Here is a 25,785-nt window from a genome sequence, read left to right as displayed (position 1 = left end):
TTAGTTCCAAATGCGTTTGATTTCGTTTTGGAGGTCAGTTGCTGCTTTTGCTGGGTCGCTTGCTTTGGTTATTGCTCTACCAGCAATAAATGTGTATACGTCTACTCCTTTAAACAATTTAAGCGTATCAACGTTTAATCCACCAGTCACTGAAACTCTAAAGCCCATATCAACAAGCATCTTAACTTTATTTAAATCCTTTTCGCCCCAAGTTTCACCTGAAAGGAGCGCATCTCTACTCTGATGATAGACTGCTTGTGAAATTCCAGCATCTAACCATTTTTGAGCATCCTCTTTAGTCCAGTTACCATATAGTTCAACTTGAATCTCATCAATTTCTTTATTGGCCGCTTTCATAGTTGGAATTGTTGCTGAACAGATACAAGTCATCCAATCAGCTCCGGCGTCAGCCATATTCTTAGCTACAGTTCCACCTGCATCAGCACATTTCGTATCAGCAATAACGGTCTTATTAGGAAATAGAGCTTTCAATGATTTAACGGCTTTGGTTCCCTCTTGAAGAATCAAAATTGTTCCTGCTTCAACGATATCAACAATATTTCCCACTTCTCTTACATCAGCCAAAGCACTCTCTAACGTATTATTATCTAAAGCTACTTGTAAATTTGGTTTCATATTCTTTCTCCCTATTTAACAAAATCAGTTTCTTCTCTAACTCTTTGTTCAATTTCTTTATCACTCAGAACATTTTTAACACCAACGACCACAACGCCTTTTGATTTTGCATCATCAAACATATTTACAAAGTTCATAGGTGTGAATACAACATCATATTGCTTAGCTGTACTCGTACCTTCAGCAATACTTGTATGTTCAATATTAGTAATAGGGATGTTTAATCTTTCAAAAGCTTTCTTAACACTTCTCATCATCATTAAACTTGTTCCTGATCCATTCGCACATGACACTAAAACTTTCATAATTTGCCTCCACTATATTATAAATTATTTTTTGCTAACGTTTTCTTTGTATTTGTCATAATCAGTAACCATTAAGAAATAGTTCTTAGGATCTTTCCGGTATTCAAGTTGTGGAATAACAACCAAAATAATGATAACAATTACGATACCTGCTATGCCTAGATACTTCATGATTGCCGTAAATACAGGCCATAATGTATCCCAATCAAACATTCCAAGGTAACCACCAAATTTGGCTAATCCAACCCAACTAGCGATAAATGCAGCACCAAGAACTTGAATCATCCCACTAATAAATGGAAGAATCATAGCGGCCTTAGCTCCGGCACGTTTATTAGCGTATACGCCAAAGGCTGCATTATCAAAGAACAACGGAATAAATCCGGCGATAATAATTGTTGGTGAATGTAAAACAATTAAAGCACCTATCGTCAAAAACTGTCCTAAGGCACCAAATAGAAATCCAATCGTTACGGCGTTAGGTTCACCAAAAGCAAATGTAGCGGCAACATCAATACCAGGTACTGAACCAGGTAATAACTTATCTGAAATACCACTGAAGCTTTCTGTTAGTTCACCAACGAAGGTACGAACACCTAATTGTAAGATTGCCAAGTTAACGGCAAACCCTAATGATGTAGTTAAAATATAGAATAAGAAACTACCACCAGGTGCCAAACCTGAAGTACCTTTACTTGTTACATAAATTTCGTTGAAATATGGACGCCCCAAAACCAACATAATGATTCCAAAGAAGAACAACATTAGAATACCGGTAGCAACCATATTTTCATTAAAAATTTTCAAAAATCCAGGTAATTCAATATCTTCGAGTCTCTTAGCTTTCTTTTGTGTCTTCTCATCATGTTTCTTTATTTTATCGGCCAACCAGGAAACCAAAGCAATACCGAACATTTGTTGATGAGCAACCGCAAAACCACCGCCATCAGTTAAATCCTGAGTATATCTAATAGTCATATTCGAACCAACGGCCCAATATAATCCTAAGATAACTCCCATCACCAGCAAAACTTCCATTCTACCCATTTTAGGGAAACAGAATAGCAATAGCCAAAAAGCTGTAGCTGCTTGTTGAACTTGTACATTACCAGTAGTAAATACTGAACGTAATTTAGTAAACTTTTGGAATCTTACTAATATGATGTTAAAGACAAAGGCAAACAATAGAAGCAGCATTACATCCCCAAAGGTTCTCCCGAAAGTCTTTACAACACCATCTGTAACGGCGTTTTGCCCAAAATATGGGTCAATAACCGTCGCCGTGAGATGAAATCTTGTTTTTAATCCTGTAAGAATGGGTCTAAAACTGTTAACCAATCCTCCAGAACCTACCATCAAGATCATGTATCCAATGACAGCCTTCATAAAACCAGCAATTGATTCATAGATCGGCTTCTTTTCCAAAATGTAACCTAATAAAACGATAAAACCGATCATATATGCTGGTTGGGTCAAAATATTTGTAGCAAAGTAATCCCAAATCTTCATAAGAATGCTTAAAAAATTATCCATTCTTATACTCACCTGCCTTTATTTGTCAGATCCAATTAATTCTTTCAAATCATCAATATTTTCAACATTCATCAATTTATCTATAAGACCATCTGTCATTAGCATGTCAGATAATTCTCCGATATTTTTTAAGTGTTCATTTGGATCTCGCGCAGCCAGAGTAAAGAATAATTTAGCATTGGAATTCGGACCAAAGCTTACTGATTCATTAAATTTTGTAAATCCAATCGCTGTACCTAAAACATTGTCACTTTTGGCATTTGCATGAGGCATAGCAACTCCAGGTACGATTACGATGTATGGGCCATTATCTTCAACATTCTTTATTATTTCATCGATGTAAGCCTCTTTAATGTAATCATGTTCAACTAATTTCCCAGCAGCAATCTTTAATGCTTCTTTCCAATCTTTGGGAGTTTTATCGGTAATCTCAACCAAATCTTTATCTAGCATTTCATTTAACATCATATTATCTGCACCGCGTTTCTTTGTTTTATAGGAATGAAGGGAATGGTGTGTCATTATCAATTGAAAATGCATCCGAGAAACCACGATCATAGTTATATTCCATTCTGTCTTTGTCATCTGGATATGTGAATTCTCCACCTACTTGCCAGATAAATGGTTTGAAGTTATACTGCAAACGATCTTTTCTAAACTTCCATAAGTTTTCAATTTCCTTAGGGTCCGTCATAAAGTTTGTCCAAATATCATAATGAACAGGAATAATAACCTTGGTTTTCAATGATTCAGCCATTCTCAAAATATCTGAAGATGTCAATTTATCTGTGATACCTCTTGGATTTTCACCATATGCACCCAAGGCAACATCAACCTTATTTTCATTACCATGTTTAGCAAACATATTTGAATAGTGTGAATCGGCTGCATGATAGAGATTTCCACCTGTTGTTTCGAATAGATAATTTACAGCAATCTTATTCATATCTTGAGGCATTTTACCTTTAAGAGTTACATCAGGATTGTCTTCCGTTACTAAAGCTGTTCTATCAAAACCTTCAAGAACTTTAACAGTCGTTTTACCAATCTTCACAGTGTCTCCTGGTTTTACAATAACTGTCTTCTCTGCGGGAACGCCCCAACCTTGCCAAATTTTAACCACTTGTTCTGGACCATAGAATTTAGCATCTGGACAGTTCTTATTAACTGCTGCGGCTGTGTTGATATCCAAATGATCTGAATGAATGTGACTTACAAACAACGCGTCAACATTTTTAATCTCGAATGGATCAATAACAAATGGCTGATTTCTCAAATTAGGTTGCATCTTTTGAACACCACTCATTCTTTGCATTTGGTGTCCCTTACGCATCATGCCATTACCATGAGTTCTCTTACCAGTTCCACACCACATATCTACTAAGATGTTGGTATCTTCAGCCGTCTTCAACCAAATTCCTGTACAACCTAACCACCACATTGAAAATGTATTAGGTTTAACCTTCTTATTTTCAATCTCTTCATTCAACCATGTTCCCCATTCTGGGAATGTATTTAAAATCCAGCTTTCTTTTGTTACTTCATTAATATTTGTGGCTTTTGACATTTTATTATTGCCTCCGATAAATTTAATTGTGTTTCTTTACACTTTTTATGATAAGTTCATATGTATACGCTTTCAACGACGCTTTATGTTCATTTTGTATATTTTTATGATTTTTATGTTTGTTATATGAACTATGCTCATTATTCGGTTCATAAACATCAATTTTCATCTTATTTTTATGATTCATTTCAATTATCGTGATTCAAAAAAAGAAGTACTTGATTGATTCTTCAATCAAGTACTTCTTTTGACTATCACTTTTAACTCTTTAATGCATATCAAATGTCAAAAAAGATTATATTCATATATGAATTTTAACTAAAAAATTATCCTATGTTCGAATAATCGCCTTTAAAAGTAGCATTATGGCTATATATTAATAAATTTATTTTTGAGGGTGAATTAAATATGTTTAAAAAGGGAAATAACATATTTAGTCTATTAGTCATAATCTTATCTATTTTTATGACTAGTACATCTAATGTTGTTAACGCCGACAGTACGTCTCTCGGGGCTTCAACTCCACAGACTACTGCTACTACAAGTAAAGATTTAGGTACTACAGATACTGAAGATACTAAAGGCACTGCAGATGCTGAGAATATTACAAATACTGCATCTACAAGTACTAAAAATACTACAAGCACGGATTCAAGTACTTCTTTATCCAATCAGTCCAGCACAACTGATTGGGGCAATCAACTGATTACAAAAGCTCAATTACAAGATGAAAATGGAACTCCACAAGATTCATTTGGTCAATATGACACAATTAAAGCTTATTGGGAATTTTCAACTAATAATCATGTTGTTCATGATGGCGATACTATGCATGTAACTGTTCCTAAAGAACTAACAATTGCCAATGATATCCTAACTCCACAACCAGTTACTGAAATCCCTGGTGGTAAAGAAATTGGAACTGCCACACTAATAAAAAGTACCAGAACTATTACAGTAACTTTTAATCAATATGCAGCTAATAAATCTAAAACTTCTACTGTAGTTGGATCTTTCAATGCCATAACTCACTGGGATTTAGGTCAAGTTTCAGTAAATCAAAAAGTTCCATTAAACTGGAACCTACAAGGTTCAGCAACAAATGACACAGACTACACACCTTCTGCTACTGTTTCTAAACCAAGTGTAACAGATCCTGATGAAAAGCTATTCAAATATGGTAGCTATATAGATGATACGATTCAATGGACTGTACGTTTAAATTACGCCAGTCAAGAAATAAGTGATGCCGTTTATAAAGATACTTTAGGTAAAAATCAAGAGCTATTAATCGACTCTAGTAATCCGTTCACTGTTAATTCAGCCACAGCGGATCATGCAACTGGAAAAATCACTAATGATACTGACAATTTGTTTGCTGAAACCCAACCTTCTGATATAACAAATACTGGATTTACAGTAGACTTAGGTACCATTAATAAACCCGTTATTATTACTTACTACACTCGTATTACTAATTACAAGAATATTTCCAGTTCATACGGTAACACTGGTGATCTTCTTTCTAACAAGAATGAAGTACAAAACTTGCCCGTTAATATTTCATCAACAACTCTAGGCAGTGATGCCAGTTCTGGTGATCAAATAACATCCTTTATGGGACACAAAATCTGGAAAAATGTTCCAGCTGATCAAATACCAAAAAGTATTACTGTTAATCTGATTCAAAATGACAATACAACATATGCAAGTCAAAAAGTTACTGCTGACTCCGACTGGTCATACGTTTTCAATAATCTTCCTAAATATGATGACAATGGTAATTTATACAAATACACTGTCACAGAAGATCCAGTAAACGGATTTACTAGTTCTACTAGTGGTAATGACTTAATTAATGTTTTAACTTCTTCAAAAACTAAATTTACTGTTACTAAAAAATGGAACGACGGCAAGTCTCAAGATGATCATGATCCTATTACAGTAAGAGTCTACGATGGGAATGGTTCTGCTCCAAAAAATTATAAACATGATAGTTCTGTTGAGTTATCATCCAAGAATCAATGGACGCATACTTTTACTGACTTAGACCCAAATATTACTTGGTTCGTTTCTGAATATGATATCCCTGCAGGATACATTTCTGAAGATAGCTATCCAACTGACGTAAAAAATGACAAAGTAGTTACTAATACATTGGCCACTACTTTTAAAGTTACTAAAAAATGGGTAGATGGTGACAATCATCAACACCCTGACAAAATAAATATTCAACTTTATTCATCAAGCGATGATAAAAATAAAACAGCTGTTGGTGACCCAGTTGAATTAAGTGAAGCTAATTCTTGGTCATATACCTTTGGGAATGGGAAAACTAAACTGCCTAAATATGATAAAAATAATAAAGAAATCACTTATTCCGCTGAAGAAGTAAAAGTTCCTGACAACTATTCACAAGAATCTTCCACTAATACCAATGATACAGAAGAGACTATCACCAATACTTACAAATCAACCACACCAGAAACAACTCAAGTAAAGGTTAATAAGGTATGGAAAGATACTAAGTCAACTCATGATCCTATTACCGTTCATTTACTAGCAGACAATAAAGATACTGGTAAGACCGTTAAATTGAGTGATAGCAATACATGGAGTGGCAGTTTCACTAATTTAGACAAACAAGCTAATGGCAAAGATATTACTTATACTGTTTCAGAAGATACACCGACCGGATATACTTCAAAAGTTACTAATCCAGATGGTACAAATGATTTCACGATCACCAACACACCTACCCCAACTACTGATGAAAAAACTAGTTTAACTGTTACAAAATCTTGGAACGATGATAACAATAAAGATGGAATTCAACCTTCTAGTGTCACCGTTAAACTTCTAGCTGATGGCAAAAATACTGGTAAAACTATTACCTTAAATAAGGATAATAATTGGACTGATACATTTAAAAATCTAGACAAGAAAGTTAACGATAAAGATGTAACTTATAGTGTTAAAGAAAATGATGTTTTGGATTATACAGCATCATACAACTCCACCGACTCAACACATGTAACAATTATTAACAAGCACACACCTAAGTCAGTAACTCCTTCTGATAACAGGCGTACTTTCACCGTTATTAAAAAATGGGCTGACAACAACAATGCCGATAGTACTCGTCCAAGTGAAATCAAAGTTCAATTAACTGCTAATGGTAAAAATGTTGGTGATCCTGTCACTTTAAATGCCAAAGGCGGTTGGACTAATACTTGGTCAAATCTTGATAAACAAGAAAACGGCAAAGATATTGTATATTCAGTCAAAGAAATCAAAGCACCTGGTTACACAACAAAGACTGTTACAAAAGATAGTTTTGCTACAATTACTAATACTTTGAATCATGTAACGCCACCAATTGATAATAAGACTAAGTTGACCGTTACAAAGACTTGGAACGATGAAAATAATCAAGATAAGATTCGTCCTAATCAAGTTAAAATCCAATTGCTAGCTGACGGTAAGGAACTCGGTGATCCTGTTGTCTTGAATGCGGATAATGACTGGTCATATACTTGGAATAACCTTGATAAGAACGTCAAATATTCTGTTAAGGAAACTCCAGTTACAGGTTATACTACCGAGGTTAAACGGGTCGATACTAACAATATTTCCATTACCAACACGCATTCGACTAATACGCCGGTAAATCCTAGTAAACCAGATAATCCTGACAAACCAACGACACCGACAAAGCCTACAACTCCAACTACACCTATAGAACCTGAACAACCTGTAGAACCAACTATTCCTAGTCAACCAAGCAACCCTAATACTTCTACTGATACTAATTTGATTCCTTCAGAGTCTGATAATAACGAATCTTCTTCAAAGGATTCAACACCATTACTTCCAGATAATCCGCTCACACCGGCTAAAGCTAGTGATCCTAATACTCCAAATAATGATGCAACTAAAGGTTTATTACCACAAACTGGCAATCAAACGACTTGGGTACTTAGTTTACTCGGTATAATTGTTTTAATAGCCTTAGGACTATATAGTTTAGTTAAGAGATTAATCTAAACAAAAAAAGCTGAAACTTTATCAAAGTTTCAGCTTTTTTTGTATTTGAGTGTTTTTAGTATAAGAAATACTATTTTTTGAAGCCAGACTCTTTTTTATATTTTTCAAACAAGGAATTAATTCTATCTTCAACTGTTGCGCTGTGATTGATTTTAGCAAAAGCTAAAGATTCATTTAATAATTCTTCAATTTCTTTATGTGGTCTCTTTTCATTGATAGCTATTTCCGCGGAAAGAAGTTTCAATCTAGGTAAATAATAAGTAATATGTTGCTCCGAACAAAGTTTTATTCCCCGTGAAACTAATTCATTACTTTTATCATATTTCTTATTTTTTATATAAAACTCCGCTGTATAAAAAATAATTGTTAATATTCGTAAATAAACATTAATTCCATTCTTTTGATATGTTTCATCTTTATGCAAATCAATATAGTTCCAGACCTTCTCAAAGAAGAAACTAGCCTCATCGATCATACCTAACCTAAAATAAAATACACCCAAGCCAACGTATGATAGATGAGTATAAATTGTTTGATGCTTCTCATCCAAATCATTTAATATGCGTGCAAAACAATAAAAAGCATTTTCAAGTTTACCATTTGTCAAAGCTTCATAAAGTCCCCGTTGATAATAGTATTGCATCTTTAATGCGTTATTATGAATTTCATCCGCATTAATTTCAGACAATCCCTTGAAAGTGTTCGAATAATTTTCCATCATTAATTCACTTTCAGTTTTATTTAGAAGTGACTTCATATGTGTCGTCGTTGCTATTGAATTTCTATATAGATCATCAACAGAAAGTCCCAACCTCTCACATAATTTACTTAAAATGGTCAACGAAGGTATTCGACCATTATTTTCAAATTTACTAAGAGTTGATTGTGTGCAAATGTCCTTACACAGTTTTACTTGGGATATTTTCAGCGATTTTCTCCGCTCAATAAATATATTAATATCCATAATCTCATCCTATTGTTTTTAAATCCTGGAAATATTTTGTGCGGGATATCAAGGTTTTTGATCACCCATATTCCGCACAATATCAGATTTAAAAATTTCCTTTACTTATAAACACTGTTCATTATCTAATTTATACCTTAAATTGTAAACACATATCATTATATTTATATTGAATCATATTTAATTAATTTTTATTTCAAAATATGAACAATGCTATTCATATTTTACCCATACCATTCACATGTGATGAGTAACATACCTAATGAAAAAATAAATGACAATTTCATCAGACTGCGGTATCATAGAATCCATGTTACAAAAACAACTGTTCACTAATAGTGAACAAATTAGAAGTGAGGGGTTAATATGGCTAAGAAAAATTTAAGTCGTAGTCTATCATCTAGACAAATGCAAATGATCGCCTTAGGTGGAACAATTGGAGTCGGTCTGTTCATGGGGTCTGCTTCAACCATCAAATGGACTGGTCCTTCAGTTTTACTTGCCTATGGATTAGCTGGCGTGATTCTTTATATGGTTATGCGTGCATTAGGGGAAATGCTATATGTCGATCCTTCAACTGGTTCTTTTGCCAAATATGCAACAGAGTATTTACACCCTGTAGTTGGGTATTTAACTGCCTGGAGTAATGTTTTTCAATACTTGGTAGTCGGTATCAGTGAAGTTATTGCTGTCGGAACTTATCTAGAATTTTGGTTCCCAACCATGCCCAAATGGATAGCAGGTGTGGTGGTTGTTGTTACATTATGCCTAGCTAACCTTACATCTGTCAAAGCATATGGTGAACTGGAATTCTGGTTTGCCTTAATCAAAGTTTTAACAATTATTATGATGATTATTTTAGGATTTTTTGTTATCGTCTTTGGAGTAGGTAATCATGGTCATCCAGTTGGTATCAGCAATCTCTGGACTCATGGTGGTTTCTTCACTGGTGGATTAAAAGGATTCATCTTTGCTTTATCTATTGTTGTTGCTTCCTATCAGGGAATCGAGGTTATCGGTATCACAGCTGGTGAAGCCGAAAATCCTCAAGAGAATATCATCAAAGCTATTCGTTCTATCGTTGGACGTATTTTAATTTTCTATATCGGTGCTATTTTTGTTATCGTGGCTATTTATCCTTGGGATAAATTGGGTACAATCGGATCACCTTTCGTTGAAACATTCTCCAAAGTTGGTATTACCTTTGCGGCCGAAATTATCAACTTCGTTATGTTAACAGCCGCTATGTCTGGGTGTAATTCTGGTATTTTCAGTTCTAGTAGAATGCTTTATACACTAGGTCTAGAGAAACATTTACCTAAATCATTCGTAAAATTATCTCGTCATAACGTTCCATACATTCCCGTACTAGCCATTTCTATCGGTATCTTGATTGGATTAATTTTGAACTACTCATTGCCTGTTCTACTACATACTTCTGGTGATGTCTTTGTTATCGTTTATAGTTCAAGTGTTCTTCCAGGTATGGTCCCTTGGTTCGTCATTCTCTTTAGTGAATTAAGATTCCGTAAGATCAATCAAGATAAGATGAAAGATCATCCTTTCAAAATGCCATTTTTCCCTATCAGTAACTATTTGGCAATTATTTCCTTAATAATTATTTTGGTATTCATGTTCTTAAATCCTGAGACCACAGTCTCACTACTTGTAGGAGTTGTTTTCTTGATTGTCATGTCAATCATCTACTTCCTAAAAGAACGCGGCAAAGTACCTGTTGAAGATACTAAGCCTGAAGCATTTTCAAACTTTGAAGAAAATAAAGACTAAACAAAAAAGCTCAATGTATCTACTAGCAACTAGTAGTACATTGAGCTTTCTTTGTTTTTACATAAAATCAGTAACATCTTTAACATCATAACGAACTGACTTAGTATAGTCGCCTTCCGGTTTACCAATAGCAACAGCTGTAACTGGAATATATCTTTCACTGTCCAAACCAAAGGTTGAAGCAATTTTACCAAAATCATAACCTGACATTGGGTTGGCTTCGTAACCATGAGCACGTGCAACTAGTAACAATTGCATAGCAGCCATACTGCCATCGATTGTAGCATCCTTTTCAAGAAAACTTCTGTCAGCATGTTCATACAAAGGTAAGAATGTCTTAAAAACCTTATCACGTTCCTCAGGGCTAATTTGACCATTCTCACAAGCCTTATTCCAAACATCACGATACTTGTAATGTGATTGTGTATCACCTAAAACGAAGATAATTGCTGAACAACTGTCAGTCTGTGGATAGTTGAAAGGCATCATAACAGAATGGGCTTTCTTCTTACCTTCTTCATCATCACAAACAACAAAGTGCCATGATTGTAAGTTACAAGCTGAAGGAGCAGTAATTGTTTCTTCAAGCATTTCTGAAATTTCTTCACGAGAAATTTTTACATCACTTTGGAACTTTCTATATGAATGACGATTGAACATAATATCTTTAAAATCATTATTAACTAAATTCTTTGTTTCATCCATTAATCTTCATCTCCAAATATTTATCATACTTAATTCTACCGCCTTGATTAAATCTTGTAAACACTTTCACAAACTGGGTAGATGAAGTAAGAAATTTACGAATCATTCTCACTAACCACTCATCGTTAATGTACTGTTTGATGAATTTCATGAGTAAATCATGATTGACTTTCACCATCAAGTTAGCGGCACTTAAAAAGATCCAGCAACTCTATACTGAGTCACTGGATCTTTTATTTTAATTATTTAGTTTCTTTTGAAGTTTTCTTTTTCTTAAGATCGCCATGTTCACTCATTTCATGCCATTCGGCTAAACTGATCAAACTGGACATAGTCATTGGTAAGATGAAGACTAAGACAACTAATCCGATAATTACACCTAGAGCAACTTGAATCAAAGTTGTAACACCACTAGGAATCAAAGCGGCAAAGGTACCACTCAAGATAATAGCGGCACTGATAACAACCGCACCAATTGCTGTAGCAGCTCTCAACATTTGACTCTTCAAGTTAGCATCATCGTGATCATCCCTATAACGAATCATTAGGAAGATACTGTAATCAACACCTAAGGCCATCAACATAATGAAAGTAAAGAATGGTGTGTTCCAACTCAATAATGGTCTTCCCAAGAAGGTTGCAGAAATCATTCTTGTTAAGCTCATTGAAACAGCATAAGCAGTTAACAATGTACCGATAATCATCATTGGTTGCAAAATTGATTTAATAACAACGATCAAAGCAATTCCGATGCCAATCAACATGATAATAGCTGTACGCTCGAAGTCACCATTAGCAAGAGTTCTCAAATCGTTATCTTGTGATGTTTGACCACCGATAGCAACCTTAGTTCCAGCTAATGCGCCATGTTTAACTTGAGACTTCAAATCTTTTTGCATACGTTTGAATTGTGTATTTGCTTTAGTTGAATTTGGATCACCCTTTAATACAACTGTTAGAGTTGTGATCTTATGATGATCTGCCATGTATGTATCTAGAGCTGGCTTGAAGGCATTTGACTTAATCGTAGCTTTAGGTAGATAGAAATCATCACCGATATATGACTTACGTAATTCAGTCAAATATTGATTCATGGTATCACTACCACTTGCCAAAGTTGTCAATCCATCAGAGGCACTACCAAGTCCTTGTTGCAATTGATCAACTTGTGAAGACATTGATTGCAACTTAGTATTCAAGGTTTGAACACCTGTATTAACTTGTTGACTAGCAGAAGCAACAGTACCGGCACCACTATTCAAAGTAGAACTCGATGCATCTAATGTATTAGTACCACTAGCTAAAGTACTTGCTCCACTAGCAATTTGTGAGTTAGCGCTAGCAAGACTATTAGCACCTGATGACAATTGACCAGCACCACTGGCAACTTGGTTAGCACCACTAGCTAGGGTTTGTGTACCACTAGTTAATTGACTAACTTGACTTGTTAAGCCAGGAAGTGAACTTGTAAATTGATTGATACCGCTATTCAAAGTACCAGCACCACTATTTAATTGATTAATACTACTTACTAATGTAGAAATTTGGTTAGCACTTAATTGACCGCCAGTTGCTTGGCTAAGTGCACCACTACCTTGTAATTGAGCAAGTAATGGTTTTAGTTGGTTAACTGTTGCAGTTAGTTGATTCATTTCAGTAGCTAAAGTATTACTACCTTGACTCAATTGTTGAACTTGACCAGTCAATGTAGGCAGACTAGCTGCTGTACTACCGACACTAGATGCTAATTGATTAGAACCACTAGCAACTTGGTTAGCACCACTAGCCAAAGTTTGTGTACTTGAAGCTAAAGTATTTGCACCACTAGCTGCTTGGCTACTACCAGAAGCTAATTGTTGAGCTCCTGAATTAGCACTTGAAACCCCAGCCGTGTAATTACTGATACCAGATTGTAATTGTTGGGTACCAGCTTGTAACTCTTGAGTACCATCGGCCAATTGTTGAACTTGGCTCATGCTACCACTGATATTTGCGTTACTTAATTGTGTATTTGCACTATCTAAGCCTGATTTAATAGTATTTAAACCTTTTTTAGATGAATCCAAACCTTTAGTAATAGTCTTCAATTGATCTTTCAAATACATTGAACCAATCTTACTACCACCAGGTTCAGTTACAGAAGCAACTGTCTTAACACCATCTTCTTTTTGAAGATACTGTGTTAATTGATCGACAGCAGCTAATTTAGATTGAGTATTTAATTTCTTATCACTCTGAATATAAATTGTGATAGGAGCTGTCATACCTTTAGAGAAGTGCTTTTGAATTATCTCGTACCCAGCTTTTGACTTATAGCTACTTGGTAATTCATCAGCATTATTAAAGTTCAAATCAGCGTTCATAGTCATAACGAATGGAATAGCTAAAATAACAATTACACCCAAGACAATAGCTGGTTGTGCCAAAGCTGTCTTAGATAATCCATGCCATAAATGACTTGAACTACTACCATTAGAAATTTTACTTGGCCAGAATAATTTTGGACCAAGTACGGCCATGAAGAACATGTTCAATGTCAATAGAACTGGCAATAGAACAAGAACACCAATTGCGACGGCTGAAGCACTTTGATAGAACGAGAACTTAGCTAGCCACAAAACTGAAAATCCGATTAGAACTGAAATTCCTGAATAGAGAACTGTTCGACCACCATGTTTACGAGTTGACCTCATTGCATCGACCGGATCTAGTCCATCTGCCAACGCTCCCTTAAAGTAATCGTAAAGTAAAATATTATAATCAGTACCAATACCAAACAAGACAACGACTAAGAAGACTTGGGTAAAGTTAGAGATTGGGAATCCAGCATGTTGAGCTAGATTCATGACAACACTCAAACTGGTAACAAAAGCTACACCAACGTTTAATAAGGAAATAATTGGCACGATTGGTGAACGGAAAACTAAAATCAATACGATAAAGATAAAGATAACCGCAATAACTTCAGTCTTTTGAATACCTTTTTCAGTTACGGTTGAGAAATCATCATTTAAGGCATCACTACCTGTGACGTAAGTATTAATACCAGAAGTCTTTAACTGACTGTTAAGTTCTTTTACTTGGTGCTTAACAGTTCCATTAGCCTTAACCGTAATTTGGGCTAACTGAGTTGTTTTGTCTTTAGAAACCAACTGCTTCTTTGTTTCAGCATTATCTGTTGGTCCCATGACATTAGTAATACTTAGACCTGATTCATTCTCTAAACCAGACAAAGTATCCTTAATCTTTTCGGTTTGATTGGAAGAAAGCTTTTGATTTCCATTACTAAAAACAGCCGTATATGTACGGACTGATTTATTATTATTCGCTTTTTTCTGAATCTTATTAGCTACTTCACTCTCCACTGTGTTGGGTAGCTTTATCCCACCATTTTCTCTGACTAACTCTGAAACGTTTGGCATAGCGACGATTGCAATCAAGATTACAACCAGCCATACGATCAGTGCTGGCCACTGTTTACGACGAAAATCTTTCATAAAAATCACATTCCCTTAATCAAATTCAGTTATCCATACTTGGACAGTTGTAAAAATACAAATGTAATGATAAGGTTAATTACGAATTTGGGCAAGAGACAAGTCTTGTCATTTTGTCTAAACTTTGACAATTTATGAAAATTGTCCAGAATTGAGGCGCTTACATTTTGAAATATAATCCAAACGTTAAACAATCACGTGGTATTGAACGTACCCAACGGGCATTTGCAACCGCTATGTTTGATTCCTTAGCTCAGAAACCTTTTGACAAAATTACAGTAAATGCTCTCTGTGAAAAAGCCGATTACCCACGTGCCACTTTTTATAATTACTTTGATGATAAATTTGATCTTTTGAATTTCTGTTGGTTCAAATTAGGACAAGATACTCACCTGGACGTCAACAATACCCAAGAAAACAAATTAACCATTAAGGAGACCTTTGCGCAGATCTATAAATTATTTGAAGATTATCAGTCTCTACTATTAAGTATTATCGAAAATAATCCAATCGACAGTCCCTTAGTAAATCATTTTGTCCGTCATTTTACAGATGTCATTTATACATCTATCAAGAACAATTTTGAAATTAAGGACATCAATACTCCTTCAGAGTTAGTAGCTCAACATTGTAGTACAACAATTATCGAAATTTTGAGATGGATCTACTTAGGTCAACATAAAGTAACCCTCGAAGAGGCCGAAACTTACTTGACTGAATTACTCTCTGGACCAATTCGTTTACAAAAAGATAAACAATAATTTACCAATTTCACCACTTTTTGCAAAAAAGAGTACCATAGAAGTTATATTTATTATTGAAGGGTGTTTTTTATGGGTGTTTTCTTCTCAAGTATTCAAGGAATTCTAATAATCATTGGCCTAATCGCTGTTGGTTATGGTTTAACTCATTTAGGCTGGTTTTCAGAAAACTCAACACAATTGATTGCGAAATTAGTTACACAAGTTGCTTTACCTACCTATATGATTTCAACTATCACTAAAGACTTTACGGCTGAAAAATTGATCAAACTCTTACCTGACTTAGTTATTCCCGTTTTGTCGATGACTATTTTGATCTTTGTTTCTATAATTTTAATTAAAGTTTTGAAAATTGATCCTAAACATAAAGGCTTATTTTCATCAATGTTTTTCAATTCCAATACTGTTTTTGTCGGTTTACCTGTTAATATGGCACTATTTGGTGAAAAAAGTTTACCTTACGTCTTGGTCTATTACATGGCTAACACAACTTTCTTTTGGACACTTGGAACTTATTTAATTCAAATGGATGGAGAAATTAAAGGTAAATTCAAACTAAAGACGACTCTCAAAAAAATTTTTTCACCACCATTAATGGGATTCATTATCGGATTGATCTTAGTCATGCTCCATATTCAATTGCCTAAGTTCTTAATGTCAGACTTTGAATATCTAGGTAATCTGACTATTCCTTTATCCATGATCTTCATTGGTATTTCTATCTACAACGCTGGTTTAAAGAATATCTCATTTCACAAAGACAATTTGGCAATTCTCTTCGGAAGATTTTTATGTGCCCCATTATTAATGGCTGCTCTCTTCCTATTCATTCCTGCCACACCTTTGATGAGACAAGTTTTCATCGTCCAAGCAGCTATGCCAGTTATGACTAACGCCCCTGTTGTAGCAAAGCTTTACCATGCCGATTCAGATTACGCAGCTATCATGGTTACCGAAACAACTTTACTAAGTTTGATTGTTGTTCCTATCATTATGGTTCTAATTAAATAACTTTCAGCTTGCCATCAATTTGGTAAGCTTTTTTTGTGAAATTTTATTTCTTCATTCTTCGAAAGGGCTTACAATGTAGTCAGCTAATTAAGAAGGAGTGAGTATATGTTCTTTATCGATACGTCTAAAAATGGAAAACCTGTCTACAATGCTATAGTCAATCAATCATTGGATAATTACTTAGTAAATGATCTTCGTTTACCAGGCCATGGTTTGATCCTCTATATCAATAATCCTTCGGTTATCGTAGGTGTTCATCAAAATGCTTATGCCGAAGTCAACTTCCCTTACCTTGAGAAGAATAAAATCCAACTTGTCCGTAGAACTTCCGGTGGTGGCGCCGTTTACCATGATTATGGAAATCTGATTTTCGAAAATATTATCATTGGCGACGACGAACATTTTGGAGATTATGCCTACTTTGCCCAACCAATTATCGACGCTTTGCATGATATGGGTGCTACTGGTGTCGAGATGCGTGGCCGTAACGATATCGTTGTGGATGGCAAAAAATTCTCTGGTATGACAATGTTTAAAGTTGGTGATTCTTACGCCGCTGGTGGCACTTTAATGTTCGATTTGGACATGGATACTGCTAGTAAGGTTCTAACACCTGAACAAGATAAACTTGAATCTAAAGGTGTTAAATCTGTTAACAAGCGTATTACCAATATCAAACCATATCTTGATGAACCTTTCAGAAGTATGAATGCCAATCAATTTAGAGAAGAATTGTTGAAACGAATCTACCACGTCGACAAGCTCTCTGACATTGAAACTTACACTTTGGACGAACATGATTGGAACATTATTGACTCTCGCTTAAAGAATAAATACGACACTGATGCTTGGAATTATGGTAAGAATCCTGGTTTCACTAACTATGTTTCTAAACATTATGATATCGGTACAGTTGCTTTCAACTTCTCTTTAAAAGATAACAAAATCTCTAATATCAAAATTTATGGTGATTTCATTACCGGCGGCGATATTACTTTAATTGAAAAAGCTCTCTTAGGAGCCGAATTCACTAAGAAAGGCTTAATCACTGCTCTTGAAAAAGTTGATTTAGCAGCCAACCTAGGTAAAATTGAACCAGCAATCTTAGCTGATCTACTACTATCTTAAAGAATTCACTTATACGATTAAATACAGAATAATAAATACTAAAAAAGACCAGTATAACAGCTATTTTTAATAGTTGTCATACCGGTCTTTTTATCGTTATAACGATAAATCAACTTACAAAAGTTGTATGTTTAGCTTTCCAATCTTCCAATTTGATATTAACCCAAAATGAGTAAATTCCAATCGTGATGATAGACAATAAAAACCACTTGATCCAATTACCAAATAACTCTAACCCAGTTCCATTAAAGTGCATTCGATGACCCTCAATTACAGTATGATTAATTTTCCATCCGTAAACTAAACAAAGCGCCCAAGGATAAAGAATACCAATTGTAAAAACAGTCATAATAAATCCACCTAAACTCAGCAAGATCAGTTCAAAAAGTCCCCCATCAAAATACGAATATCTTCCAAATTTCACATTTTGTGATCTAACTCGTTTCGTATTTGGTTGTTGTTCTTGATTATTCATATTCCCCCCTGATACAAAACATATCCTAAAAGTCTGTCCTCTAATTATTGTAAATCATTCGTTTGACTTTTTTGGACACTGGATAATAATTGTTTAATTCAGAAAATTAAAACAGCACCACTTAGAAACGCAAATGCATACGTTCATTCTAAATAGGTGCTGTTAATTGTTATTTAACTGAATAATTAGGTGCTTCTTTAGTAATTGTTACATCATGTGGATGTGATTCTCTTAAACCAGCATTTGAGATTTGGACAAATTGAGCGTCTTGTAGTTCTTTCAAATTATGAGCACCAACATAACCCATACCTGAACGTAAACCACCAAGTAATTGATAAATTACATCGCCAACAGCACCTTTAGCTGCAACACGACCTTCAATACCTTCGGGAACTAATTTATTAGCCTCATTAACACCGCTTTGGAAGTAACGATCGGACGAACCATGGGACATAGCAGCTAAGCTACCCATTCCACGGTAAGTCTTGAAACGACGACCTTGATAAATTTCAAATTCACCAGGTGCTTCATCAGTACCAGCTAACATTGAGCCAAGCATAACGGCGTTACCACCACCTGCTAGAGCCTTTACAATGTCACCTGAATACTTGATACCACCGTCAGCGATAATTGTCTTGCCATATTCGTGGGCAACACTTGCAGCATCATAAACAGCTGTTAATTGAGGAACACCGACACCAGCAACGATTCTAGTTGTACAAATTGAACCAGGTCCAATACCAACTTTAACAACATCTACTCCAGCATCGTAAAGTGCTCTTGTACCTTCAGCTGTAGCGACATTACCAGCGATTAGAGTTGCTTCTGGGAACTTATTTCTAATTTCAGAAATCTTTCTTAAAACTCCGGCTGAGTGACCATGAGCTGTATCAATAATAATGGCATCAGCTCCGGCATCAAGTAAGGCTTCGGCACGTTCGAAAGTATCACTAGTAACACCAACAGCGGCGGCTACTAACAAACGTCCATATTGATCTTTAGCGGCATTAGGAAATTCTTTTACTTTTTCGATATCTTTGATTGTTACAAGGCCACCCAAACGACCGTTTTTATCAATCAAAGGTAATTTTTCAATCTTGTGTTCTTGGAGGATCTGTTCTGCTTCTTTTAAAGATGTTCCAACTGGTGCAGTAATTAATTCTTCACTCGTCATTACAGTACCGATTTTAACTGAAAAATCAGTAATGAAACGTAAATCTCTGTTAGTAATAATACCAACCAATTTCAAATCAGTTGTATTAGTTACAATGGGAACACCACTTATGCGGTATGTACTCATCAATTTTTCTGCTTCACTAACTTTGTCATCTGCTGTTAAGTAAATAGGGTCAATGATGACACCATTTTCGGAACGCTTAACTTTTGATACTTCATCAGCTTGTTGCTCAATACTCATATTCTTGTGAATGACACCCAAGCCACCCTGACGAGCCATTGCAATGGCCATCGGTGCCTCGGTAACTGTATCCATACTTGCACTTAAAATTGGTGTATTTAGCTTGATATTCTTAGCTAGTTGAACTGATAAATCTACTTCATTTGGTAAAACATGACTCTCTGCTGGTATTAATAAGACGTCATCAAAAGTGAATCCTTTTTTATCAAATTTTGTATCCCATGCCGACATGATCTTCCTCCTAATTATTTGTTTTGCCTAAATATAGGTAAAATTTATAAACATGTTATCCGATTTTTCTACGATAGTCAATCAATAAAAAAAGACCATCGTCATAACGACAGCCTCATTCATACATTTTTATTGCTATAACTTTATAATTCCATAAATTTTGTTTTTCTAAATAAAAATCAAATCGACGTTTCTTCAAATATAATTTATACCGTATAACGTCGTTTTGCTTGGAAACATATTCATTGAGTCGATGTAATTCGTGATCATTATTTCTCTTCAAATAGGATGAAGTCTTCTCATCCAAGGCAATATCATCAATTTTTTGACGATTGGCCAAGGCATGTTTACAAGCAAACTCCATTCTTTTACGAATTAAGTCATTTAACACTAGCAAAATAATTATAAATATCATTACTAGTAACAGCAAGCCACCACATATTTCCGTCATCTCTACATTTGAAATATTCATAACAATCAACACTTTTATATTTATTTTAATTAAATAATATCATGATGATATTATTGTTATCAAATTCTCGGCTTCTATCCTTCTTGTGTGGTAAGATTCTTTTACACAACGTTTTAGGGGGAACTTATAATATGAGAAAATTGGTTCGGGACAAAATACCTAATATTATCAACGACGATTCTAAATTTGAAGTACTTTCAAATGACGATTATCGTCTCTCTTTACGTGAGAAAGTAGTTGAAGAAGCTACTGAAGTAAAGGCTGCTAGTACGCGCGCTAACTTGGTCGAAGAATTAGGGGACTTGGAAGAAGTTATTCGTGCTATTCTCGATGACGCTTCAATCACTTATGAAGAAATGGATAGCCTTAGACATGCTAAAATCAATCAAAAAGGTAAATTTACTGAAAAATTTGCTATGATAAATATTAAAGAAGAATCATAAGCTTTTGGTTCTTCTTTTTTGTTTCCATTGTATGATTTTTTAAAACAGGCTAATATAATACTTATACTTTTTAATATAGAAAGAAGATTAAAATGCAAATCTTAACTTTATTTTTAGTTGCACTAGTTGCCTTAGAACATATTGGTATTGCGGCTTTAGAGATGTTTGCTAAACCAGAACAACAAGCCAAGGCTTTTGATATGCCCTTGGACTTCGTTAAAAACGACCATGCCAAAGTTGCCTTAGCAAATCAAGGAATTTATAACGGTGCTTTAGGTCTCTTAATTCTTGCAATGATTCTTTTCTTCACTGGTACAACTTTGAAAATTATCATGATTTTATTGATGCTTTACGTCATCATTGTAGCAATTTATGGTGCTATGACTGCTACTAGAAAGATTATCTTTCTACAAGGACTACCTGCTCTGATAGCTTTGGTTTTCGTACTCTTCTTTTACCGTTAATCAAATGCTTCTATAATATAAGTAATTTTATAAAGAATGGATAAAAAAATGAAAAAAGATTCATTACTAAAAAGTTCGCTGTGGATTTCCATTAGTGGAATTATTTCTCGTATTCTAGCGGTTGTTTACATCATTCCCTGGAATATTTGGATTGGTCCGTTGGCCGTTAATGCTGCCAATGCCATGTATGGAAAAGTCTATAACATTTACAATCTCTTTTTGATTATCGCCACAGCAGGTATTCCTTCAGCTATTTCTAAGGAAGTTGCTGCTCATAATGCCTTAGGACGTTTTGATCAAAGTGAAAAACTCTTCAAGAAGTACAGTTTCTACATGACTTTAGTCGGTATTGGCTGTGCTGCAATCATGTTCTTCGGCGCTAAATATGTTGCCATTGTTTTGGCAGCCGGCGATATGCGTGTTGTAACGCCCATTAAATATTTGAGTGTCGCAATGTTGATTATTCCAGCTTTAGGTATTTTAAGAGGTTACATTCAAGGTTACGCCTTCATTTCTTATTCAGCCTTTTCACAAGTTATCGAACAAATTGCCCGTGTTGCTTACATGCTTTATGCCACATATACAATTATGATTTTGCAAAAGGGTAATTATATCTCTGCTGTTAACCAATCGACTCTTGCTTCATTTATCGGTGCCACATTAGCCTATGTCTTCTTACTTTGGATTCGTGTCAAAGTCAGACGTTCAGTAACAATTGACGACATCAAAACAAAGGATGACTTACCTACAGACGAAACAATTGATATCAACTTTGGTTCAATGTTGCGTTCAGCCATTCCGTTCTTGTTAGTTGATACCATCATGACCGTTTTACAATTATTTGACCAAACAACTTTCACATGGATTTATCAATTGATTCTTCATGCTAGTGAAAAAACAATTGATAACCTCTATGCAATGTTTGGATTCCAAGCTAATAAGATTATTATGGTTCTTGTTTCCTTAGCTATCTCCGTATCTGCTTCCGTTATTCCAGCTCTATCAGCTATGGTCAGCAAGAAAGTTTCCAACGAATACATTCAAAATTTCATGCGTAAAATTGTTCAATTCACGGTCTTTATCATCCTTCCAGCTACTTTCGGAGTGATGGCTATCAGTCGCCAACTCTGGACTGCTTTTGTCTTCTACGATCAAAGTATCCTCGGTTCAAAAGTTTTAATAGTCTCCTGTTTTGAAGCTTTCTTCTATTGTCTATTCATGATTTTGGAAAATATTCTTCAGGTTACTCATCACATGAAGAAATCAATGATCTATCTAGCAATTGCCTATCTACTAAAAATAGTGCTTCAGTTACCTCTAACTTTGGCTCTAGGTGTTTATGGTCCGGTTGTTGCAACAACTATTGCATTCGTAATTATGAGCCATTTTGCCTTTAGATTGATCAATAAGCAATTTGCAATTGTTGATAAAGAATTAGGCAAGAAGTTAATTCGCATTCTCATTGATGGCGTAATTATGTTAGTTGTCGTTGTGGTTGCCAACTTATTAATTGTTCAAGTGATTTCTGACGCCACTAAAGTTGGAGCAATCATCGTGATTGCTATCTGTGGAGTTCTCGGTATTTTAGTTTATGGTTTCCTCAGTTACAAAGATGGTTCACTCAACATTCTTAAAGATATTCGTGATACTAAGATTTATTAATTAAAACAAAAAGGAAAACCATTAATGGTTTTCCTTTTTTTGTTTCTCTAAGCCGAATCGATCATTTGCCACGTTATAGTACCGTTATAGTTACCTGACTTAGTATTACTATCCATCTTTATTTTCCAAGAACCGGCTCCGATATATTCTGATAAATCTAAATTATCTTGTCCGCCTGAGAAGCTCTCTGACTGGATCCTTGTTCCGTTTGCCAAAATTGGTTGCCATGTTCCGGAATCAGTGACACTTGTTTGGCGTTGACGGAAGAATAAAATGTTTCCCAAATTGTTACTTAAAGTATCTACATCACTATTCTTCATCTGTGAATTAGGATCAGTATTATCGTAAGATACGGAAATCATGAACGGATTGTCTGTCGGATGATTAATAATCAACTCACCATCAGTTTTGACGTTATTAGCCTCTAAACTCGAACCTGAAAAGTTATGTGTTCCAAAATCAATCATTTGTGGGACCGACGTAATGCCATCAACATTTTCAATCGAAACTTCGGCGTTATTAGAAATTAGATCATCCAAATCCTTATTCGCTACAACTCCACCTTTCAAAGTAGCGTTAGTCGTTATTTTACCAACTGCCGCTGAAGTAACTTTGGCCTTGTTCTCAACAATAACCGACTCACCGGCTTTTACTTCTCTAACAACTCCTGTATTAGTACCACCTTGCGGATAACTGTTTCCATCGGCTCCTGTAACAGTAATATCATAAGGTGTACCCAAGCTATTTGGTAAATTACTGATCATATTGGTGGCACTGGTTAGTGGATGCGTACTATCACTCGCAACTTCAAATTTTGTTTTATAACTGATTACATCTCCTACTTTAGCCGTAGTTTGATTAGCGTAATCTGTTTCCTTATTAGTTTCATTTTTAACTTGGCGCGTAAAATTATAATTGAAAGCCAATTTTTCGATCGGCACATCAACCGAGGCTAAACATTTTTTCTGGCTTGCCCCAGATACTTTTTGATCGGTTCCAAAGAATTGAGCTGTATTTTCAATTGTCGTACCAGCACCACTTTCGACGACAGCTTCAAAAGTTATCGTTGCGGAATCGTTATCCTCTAGAGAATACCCTGGCATAACAGTTAAAATTCGATTCGTATCATTGTAACTACTGGCAGGAACTGCAGTAAAATTAGTTCCATCATTAGATTTTTTTATTGTTGAAGTATCTATTTGCAATCCTTCAGGAATTTCATCGATCAATTTATCATAAGACCACTCTGATCCGTACCCATTATTAGTTACTTTCATCGTAAATTTCAAACGATCTCCAACCTCATTTTTACCTGTGGAGTTAGTTTTATTAGTATAGGTTTTTGATACAGCCGGTGAAGCAGAAGATTGCGGCATTGCTCCCATAGTTGAAACAAAGTGAGCTGTCTGTCCCGGTTCCAAAGTAGTAGGATTCCATTTCAATGCGTATGCCGTATCAACGACTCTCGGCGAACCATCACTAGTCTTGAAAAGTGAAGTTCCATAAGCATTATTGTCTTTTTCAGCTCCTGAACCATCAATACTGATTTGATTCTTGCTATTCTTGAAACCATCCAACCAATTAGTCGGATTAGTTAGTAAGTCTCTCGCAACCCCAGTATACTGATCAAATCCATCCTTAACTTTATTAGTAATTAAAAGGGTATATCTATCTGAGGAATCAGCTCTGGATGTAATAATCAGCCCTCGACTTTCACCCATATCATAAATATATGACTGATCGGTTTTTCCCATTAATCCTAAGGCCGTATCCTCAGCAAACATGGTTGTGAATTTCTGTGTCGTTGAACTTGGGTTATAAACATACATCTCCCTTTGAACAACAGCACCATTATTAGGATCAGCACGCATCAATAATTCGACTTTTAAATCAAACACTCCATAGGTCTTACTATTACGTTTCAAATCACCAACAATTTTATAAGCAGCATTTCCATTCTGATCGGTTCCAATATAGTACTTTTTATTCGACATCCGATTAGTTGGATCTGTCCCTGAAAATTGTGATGGCAAAACTGAATATTCCATTGCTGTAACTTTAGTCGTCGTTGAATCAGACGGTACAATCATAAAATCTGGTGACAACGATGAGGCTAGACTGCGATTGGTTTCAATACTACTTCCGGCACGATTTTGAAAAAGAGCGTTAACGTATTTATCACCTTTTTTCAAAAAGACATCCATCTTAGAATATTGAACTGAATTACCACTTGCAATTGAATCTTTAATAATTGAATCATCGCCACCATCTAAAAAATAAGGTAACTCACTGGAATTAGAATTATATCCTTGAGCCAATCCAAAAGTATAACCTAAATCCAAATTATCACCCATCGGTAACAAACCAACTTGGGTTGTTTGACTAGACGGCGCATACCAGTTATCTATCCCGTCATCTATTTCTGCAGCCTGCACATTTCGAATTGAAGACACGCCAAATATAGCCACTAGAAATAAGAGTAAACATAATATCATTTGCTGTATTCTATTGGTTTTCATATCCTCCACCTATCTAAATTAAGAATAATAATTATGATTCATTATAAATGGAAACGCTTAAAAATATTATTCAAGACAAGCAAAAATATTTTTACATTTTTGATAATTTAAGATATGCCATTATGTATCATTATTTCTATGGAATTATAAATAGAAGTAT

At 35.1% G+C, this 25,785-nt stretch carries 20 protein-coding genes; 8 read left to right on the top strand and 12 right to left on the bottom strand.

Annotation, left to right across the window (positions count from 1 at the left end):
• From FD33_RS00940 to ulaG, 5 genes are read right to left on the bottom strand one after another with little or no spacing between them, the layout of a single operon-like run.
• Window positions 1-636, bottom strand: a complete 636-nt coding sequence (locus FD33_RS00940; protein WP_056955676.1) for a 3-keto-L-gulonate-6-phosphate decarboxylase UlaD — start codon at window positions 634-636, stop codon at window positions 1-3.
• Between the two features lie 11 nt (window positions 637-647).
• Window positions 648-941, bottom strand: a complete 294-nt coding sequence (locus FD33_RS00935) for a PTS sugar transporter subunit IIB (protein WP_025084838.1) — start codon at window positions 939-941, stop codon at window positions 648-650.
• 24 nt (window positions 942-965) lie between these two features.
• A complete protein-coding gene (locus tag FD33_RS00930; RefSeq protein WP_025084837.1) occupies window positions 966-2,474 on the bottom strand; it encodes a PTS ascorbate transporter subunit IIC in 1,509 nt (502 codons plus the stop codon).
• An 18-nt stretch (window positions 2,475-2,492) separates the two neighbouring features.
• Window positions 2,493-2,942, bottom strand: a complete 450-nt coding sequence (locus FD33_RS00925) for a PTS sugar transporter subunit IIA (RefSeq protein ID WP_025084836.1) — start codon at window positions 2,940-2,942, stop codon at window positions 2,493-2,495.
• 25 nt (window positions 2,943-2,967) lie between these two features.
• A complete protein-coding gene (gene ulaG, locus FD33_RS00920; RefSeq protein ID WP_025084835.1) occupies window positions 2,968-4,041 on the bottom strand; it encodes an L-ascorbate 6-phosphate lactonase in 1,074 nt (357 codons plus the stop codon).
• Window positions 4,042-4,506: 465 nt separating this feature from the next.
• Here ulaG and FD33_RS00915 point away from each other — a divergent pair, with 465 nt between their 5' ends.
• Complete coding sequence (locus tag FD33_RS00915) at window positions 4,507-8,088, top strand: Cna B-type domain-containing protein (protein WP_235806947.1); 3,582 nt, start codon at window positions 4,507-4,509, stop codon at window positions 8,086-8,088.
• 70 nt (window positions 8,089-8,158) lie between these two features.
• Here the strand turns inward: FD33_RS00915 and FD33_RS00910 are convergent, their stop codons facing one another.
• A complete protein-coding gene (locus FD33_RS00910; RefSeq protein WP_025084832.1) occupies window positions 8,159-9,052 on the bottom strand; it encodes a helix-turn-helix domain-containing protein in 894 nt (297 codons plus the stop codon).
• Between the two features lie 366 nt (window positions 9,053-9,418).
• On the opposite strand from FD33_RS00910, the gene FD33_RS00905 reads away from it, so the two are divergent.
• On the top strand, window positions 9,419-10,840 hold the full coding sequence (locus FD33_RS00905) for an amino acid permease (protein ID WP_025084831.1): 1,422 nt from the start codon (window positions 9,419-9,421) through the stop codon (window positions 10,838-10,840).
• 57 nt (window positions 10,841-10,897) lie between these two features.
• Here the strand turns inward: FD33_RS00905 and FD33_RS00900 are convergent, their stop codons facing one another.
• A complete protein-coding gene (locus FD33_RS00900) occupies window positions 10,898-11,545 on the bottom strand; it encodes a nitroreductase family protein (protein WP_025084830.1) in 648 nt (215 codons plus the stop codon).
• A 242-nt stretch (window positions 11,546-11,787) separates the two neighbouring features.
• Window positions 11,788-15,042: an MMPL family transporter gene (locus FD33_RS00890; RefSeq protein ID WP_025084829.1), complete on the bottom strand. Its 3,255-nt coding sequence runs from the start codon at window positions 15,040-15,042 to the stop codon at window positions 11,788-11,790.
• A gap of 167 nt (window positions 15,043-15,209) precedes the next feature.
• Between FD33_RS00890 and FD33_RS00885 the strand changes: the two genes are divergently transcribed.
• The 3 genes from FD33_RS00885 to FD33_RS00875 all read left to right on the top strand — a co-directional run bounded on the left by FD33_RS00885 (window position 15,210) and on the right by FD33_RS00875 (window position 17,942).
• Window positions 15,210-15,803 (top strand): TetR/AcrR family transcriptional regulator, encoded by a 594-nt coding sequence (locus FD33_RS00885; RefSeq protein ID WP_025084828.1) that lies wholly within the window; start codon window positions 15,210-15,212, stop codon window positions 15,801-15,803.
• A 72-nt stretch (window positions 15,804-15,875) separates the two neighbouring features.
• Window positions 15,876-16,814 carry an AEC family transporter gene (locus tag FD33_RS00880; protein ID WP_056955673.1) on the top strand — a complete coding sequence of 313 codons (939 nt, stop codon included), beginning with the start codon at window positions 15,876-15,878 and terminating at the stop codon, window positions 16,812-16,814.
• Between the two features lie 105 nt (window positions 16,815-16,919).
• Window positions 16,920-17,942 carry a lipoate--protein ligase gene (locus tag FD33_RS00875; protein WP_025084827.1) on the top strand — a complete coding sequence of 341 codons (1,023 nt, stop codon included), beginning with the start codon at window positions 16,920-16,922 and terminating at the stop codon, window positions 17,940-17,942.
• Between the two features lie 109 nt (window positions 17,943-18,051).
• Here FD33_RS00875 and FD33_RS00870 read toward each other — a convergent pair whose 3' ends face one another.
• The 3 genes from FD33_RS00870 to FD33_RS00860 form a co-directional block, all read right to left on the bottom strand.
• Entirely contained in the window at window positions 18,052-18,417 is a 366-nt protein-coding gene (locus tag FD33_RS00870; RefSeq protein ID WP_051564129.1) for a DUF898 family protein, read from the bottom strand.
• Window positions 18,418-18,586: 169 nt separating this feature from the next.
• Entirely contained in the window at window positions 18,587-20,065 is a 1,479-nt protein-coding gene (gene guaB, locus FD33_RS00865; protein ID WP_025084825.1) for an IMP dehydrogenase, read from the bottom strand.
• A gap of 115 nt (window positions 20,066-20,180) precedes the next feature.
• A complete protein-coding gene (locus tag FD33_RS00860; RefSeq protein WP_056955672.1) occupies window positions 20,181-20,537 on the bottom strand; it encodes a hypothetical protein in 357 nt (118 codons plus the stop codon).
• A 131-nt stretch (window positions 20,538-20,668) separates the two neighbouring features.
• On the opposite strand from FD33_RS00860, the gene FD33_RS00855 reads away from it, so the two are divergent.
• From FD33_RS00855 to FD33_RS00845, 3 genes are all read left to right on the top strand, one after another.
• Complete coding sequence (locus tag FD33_RS00855) at window positions 20,669-20,980, top strand: nucleoside triphosphate pyrophosphohydrolase (protein ID WP_025084823.1); 312 nt, start codon at window positions 20,669-20,671, stop codon at window positions 20,978-20,980.
• Between the two features lie 92 nt (window positions 20,981-21,072).
• Window positions 21,073-21,444, top strand: a complete 372-nt coding sequence (locus tag FD33_RS00850) for a DUF1304 domain-containing protein (protein ID WP_034543922.1) — start codon at window positions 21,073-21,075, stop codon at window positions 21,442-21,444.
• Window positions 21,445-21,492: 48 nt separating this feature from the next.
• On the top strand, window positions 21,493-23,106 hold the full coding sequence (locus FD33_RS00845; protein WP_025084821.1) for a polysaccharide biosynthesis protein: 1,614 nt from the start codon (window positions 21,493-21,495) through the stop codon (window positions 23,104-23,106).
• Window positions 23,107-23,153: 47 nt separating this feature from the next.
• Here FD33_RS00845 and FD33_RS00840 read toward each other — a convergent pair whose 3' ends face one another.
• On the bottom strand, window positions 23,154-25,559 hold the full coding sequence (locus tag FD33_RS00840; protein ID WP_025084820.1) for an isopeptide-forming domain-containing fimbrial protein: 2,406 nt from the start codon (window positions 25,557-25,559) through the stop codon (window positions 23,154-23,156).
• Window positions 25,560-25,785: the final 226 nt, after the last annotated feature.

Origin of the sequence: Companilactobacillus paralimentarius DSM 13238 = JCM 10415, assembly GCF_001434985.1 — a bacterium.
In the GTDB taxonomy this organism is placed as follows: domain Bacteria; phylum Bacillota; class Bacilli; order Lactobacillales; family Lactobacillaceae; genus Companilactobacillus; species Companilactobacillus paralimentarius.
This window is presented reverse-complemented; position numbering and strand designations above follow the sequence as displayed.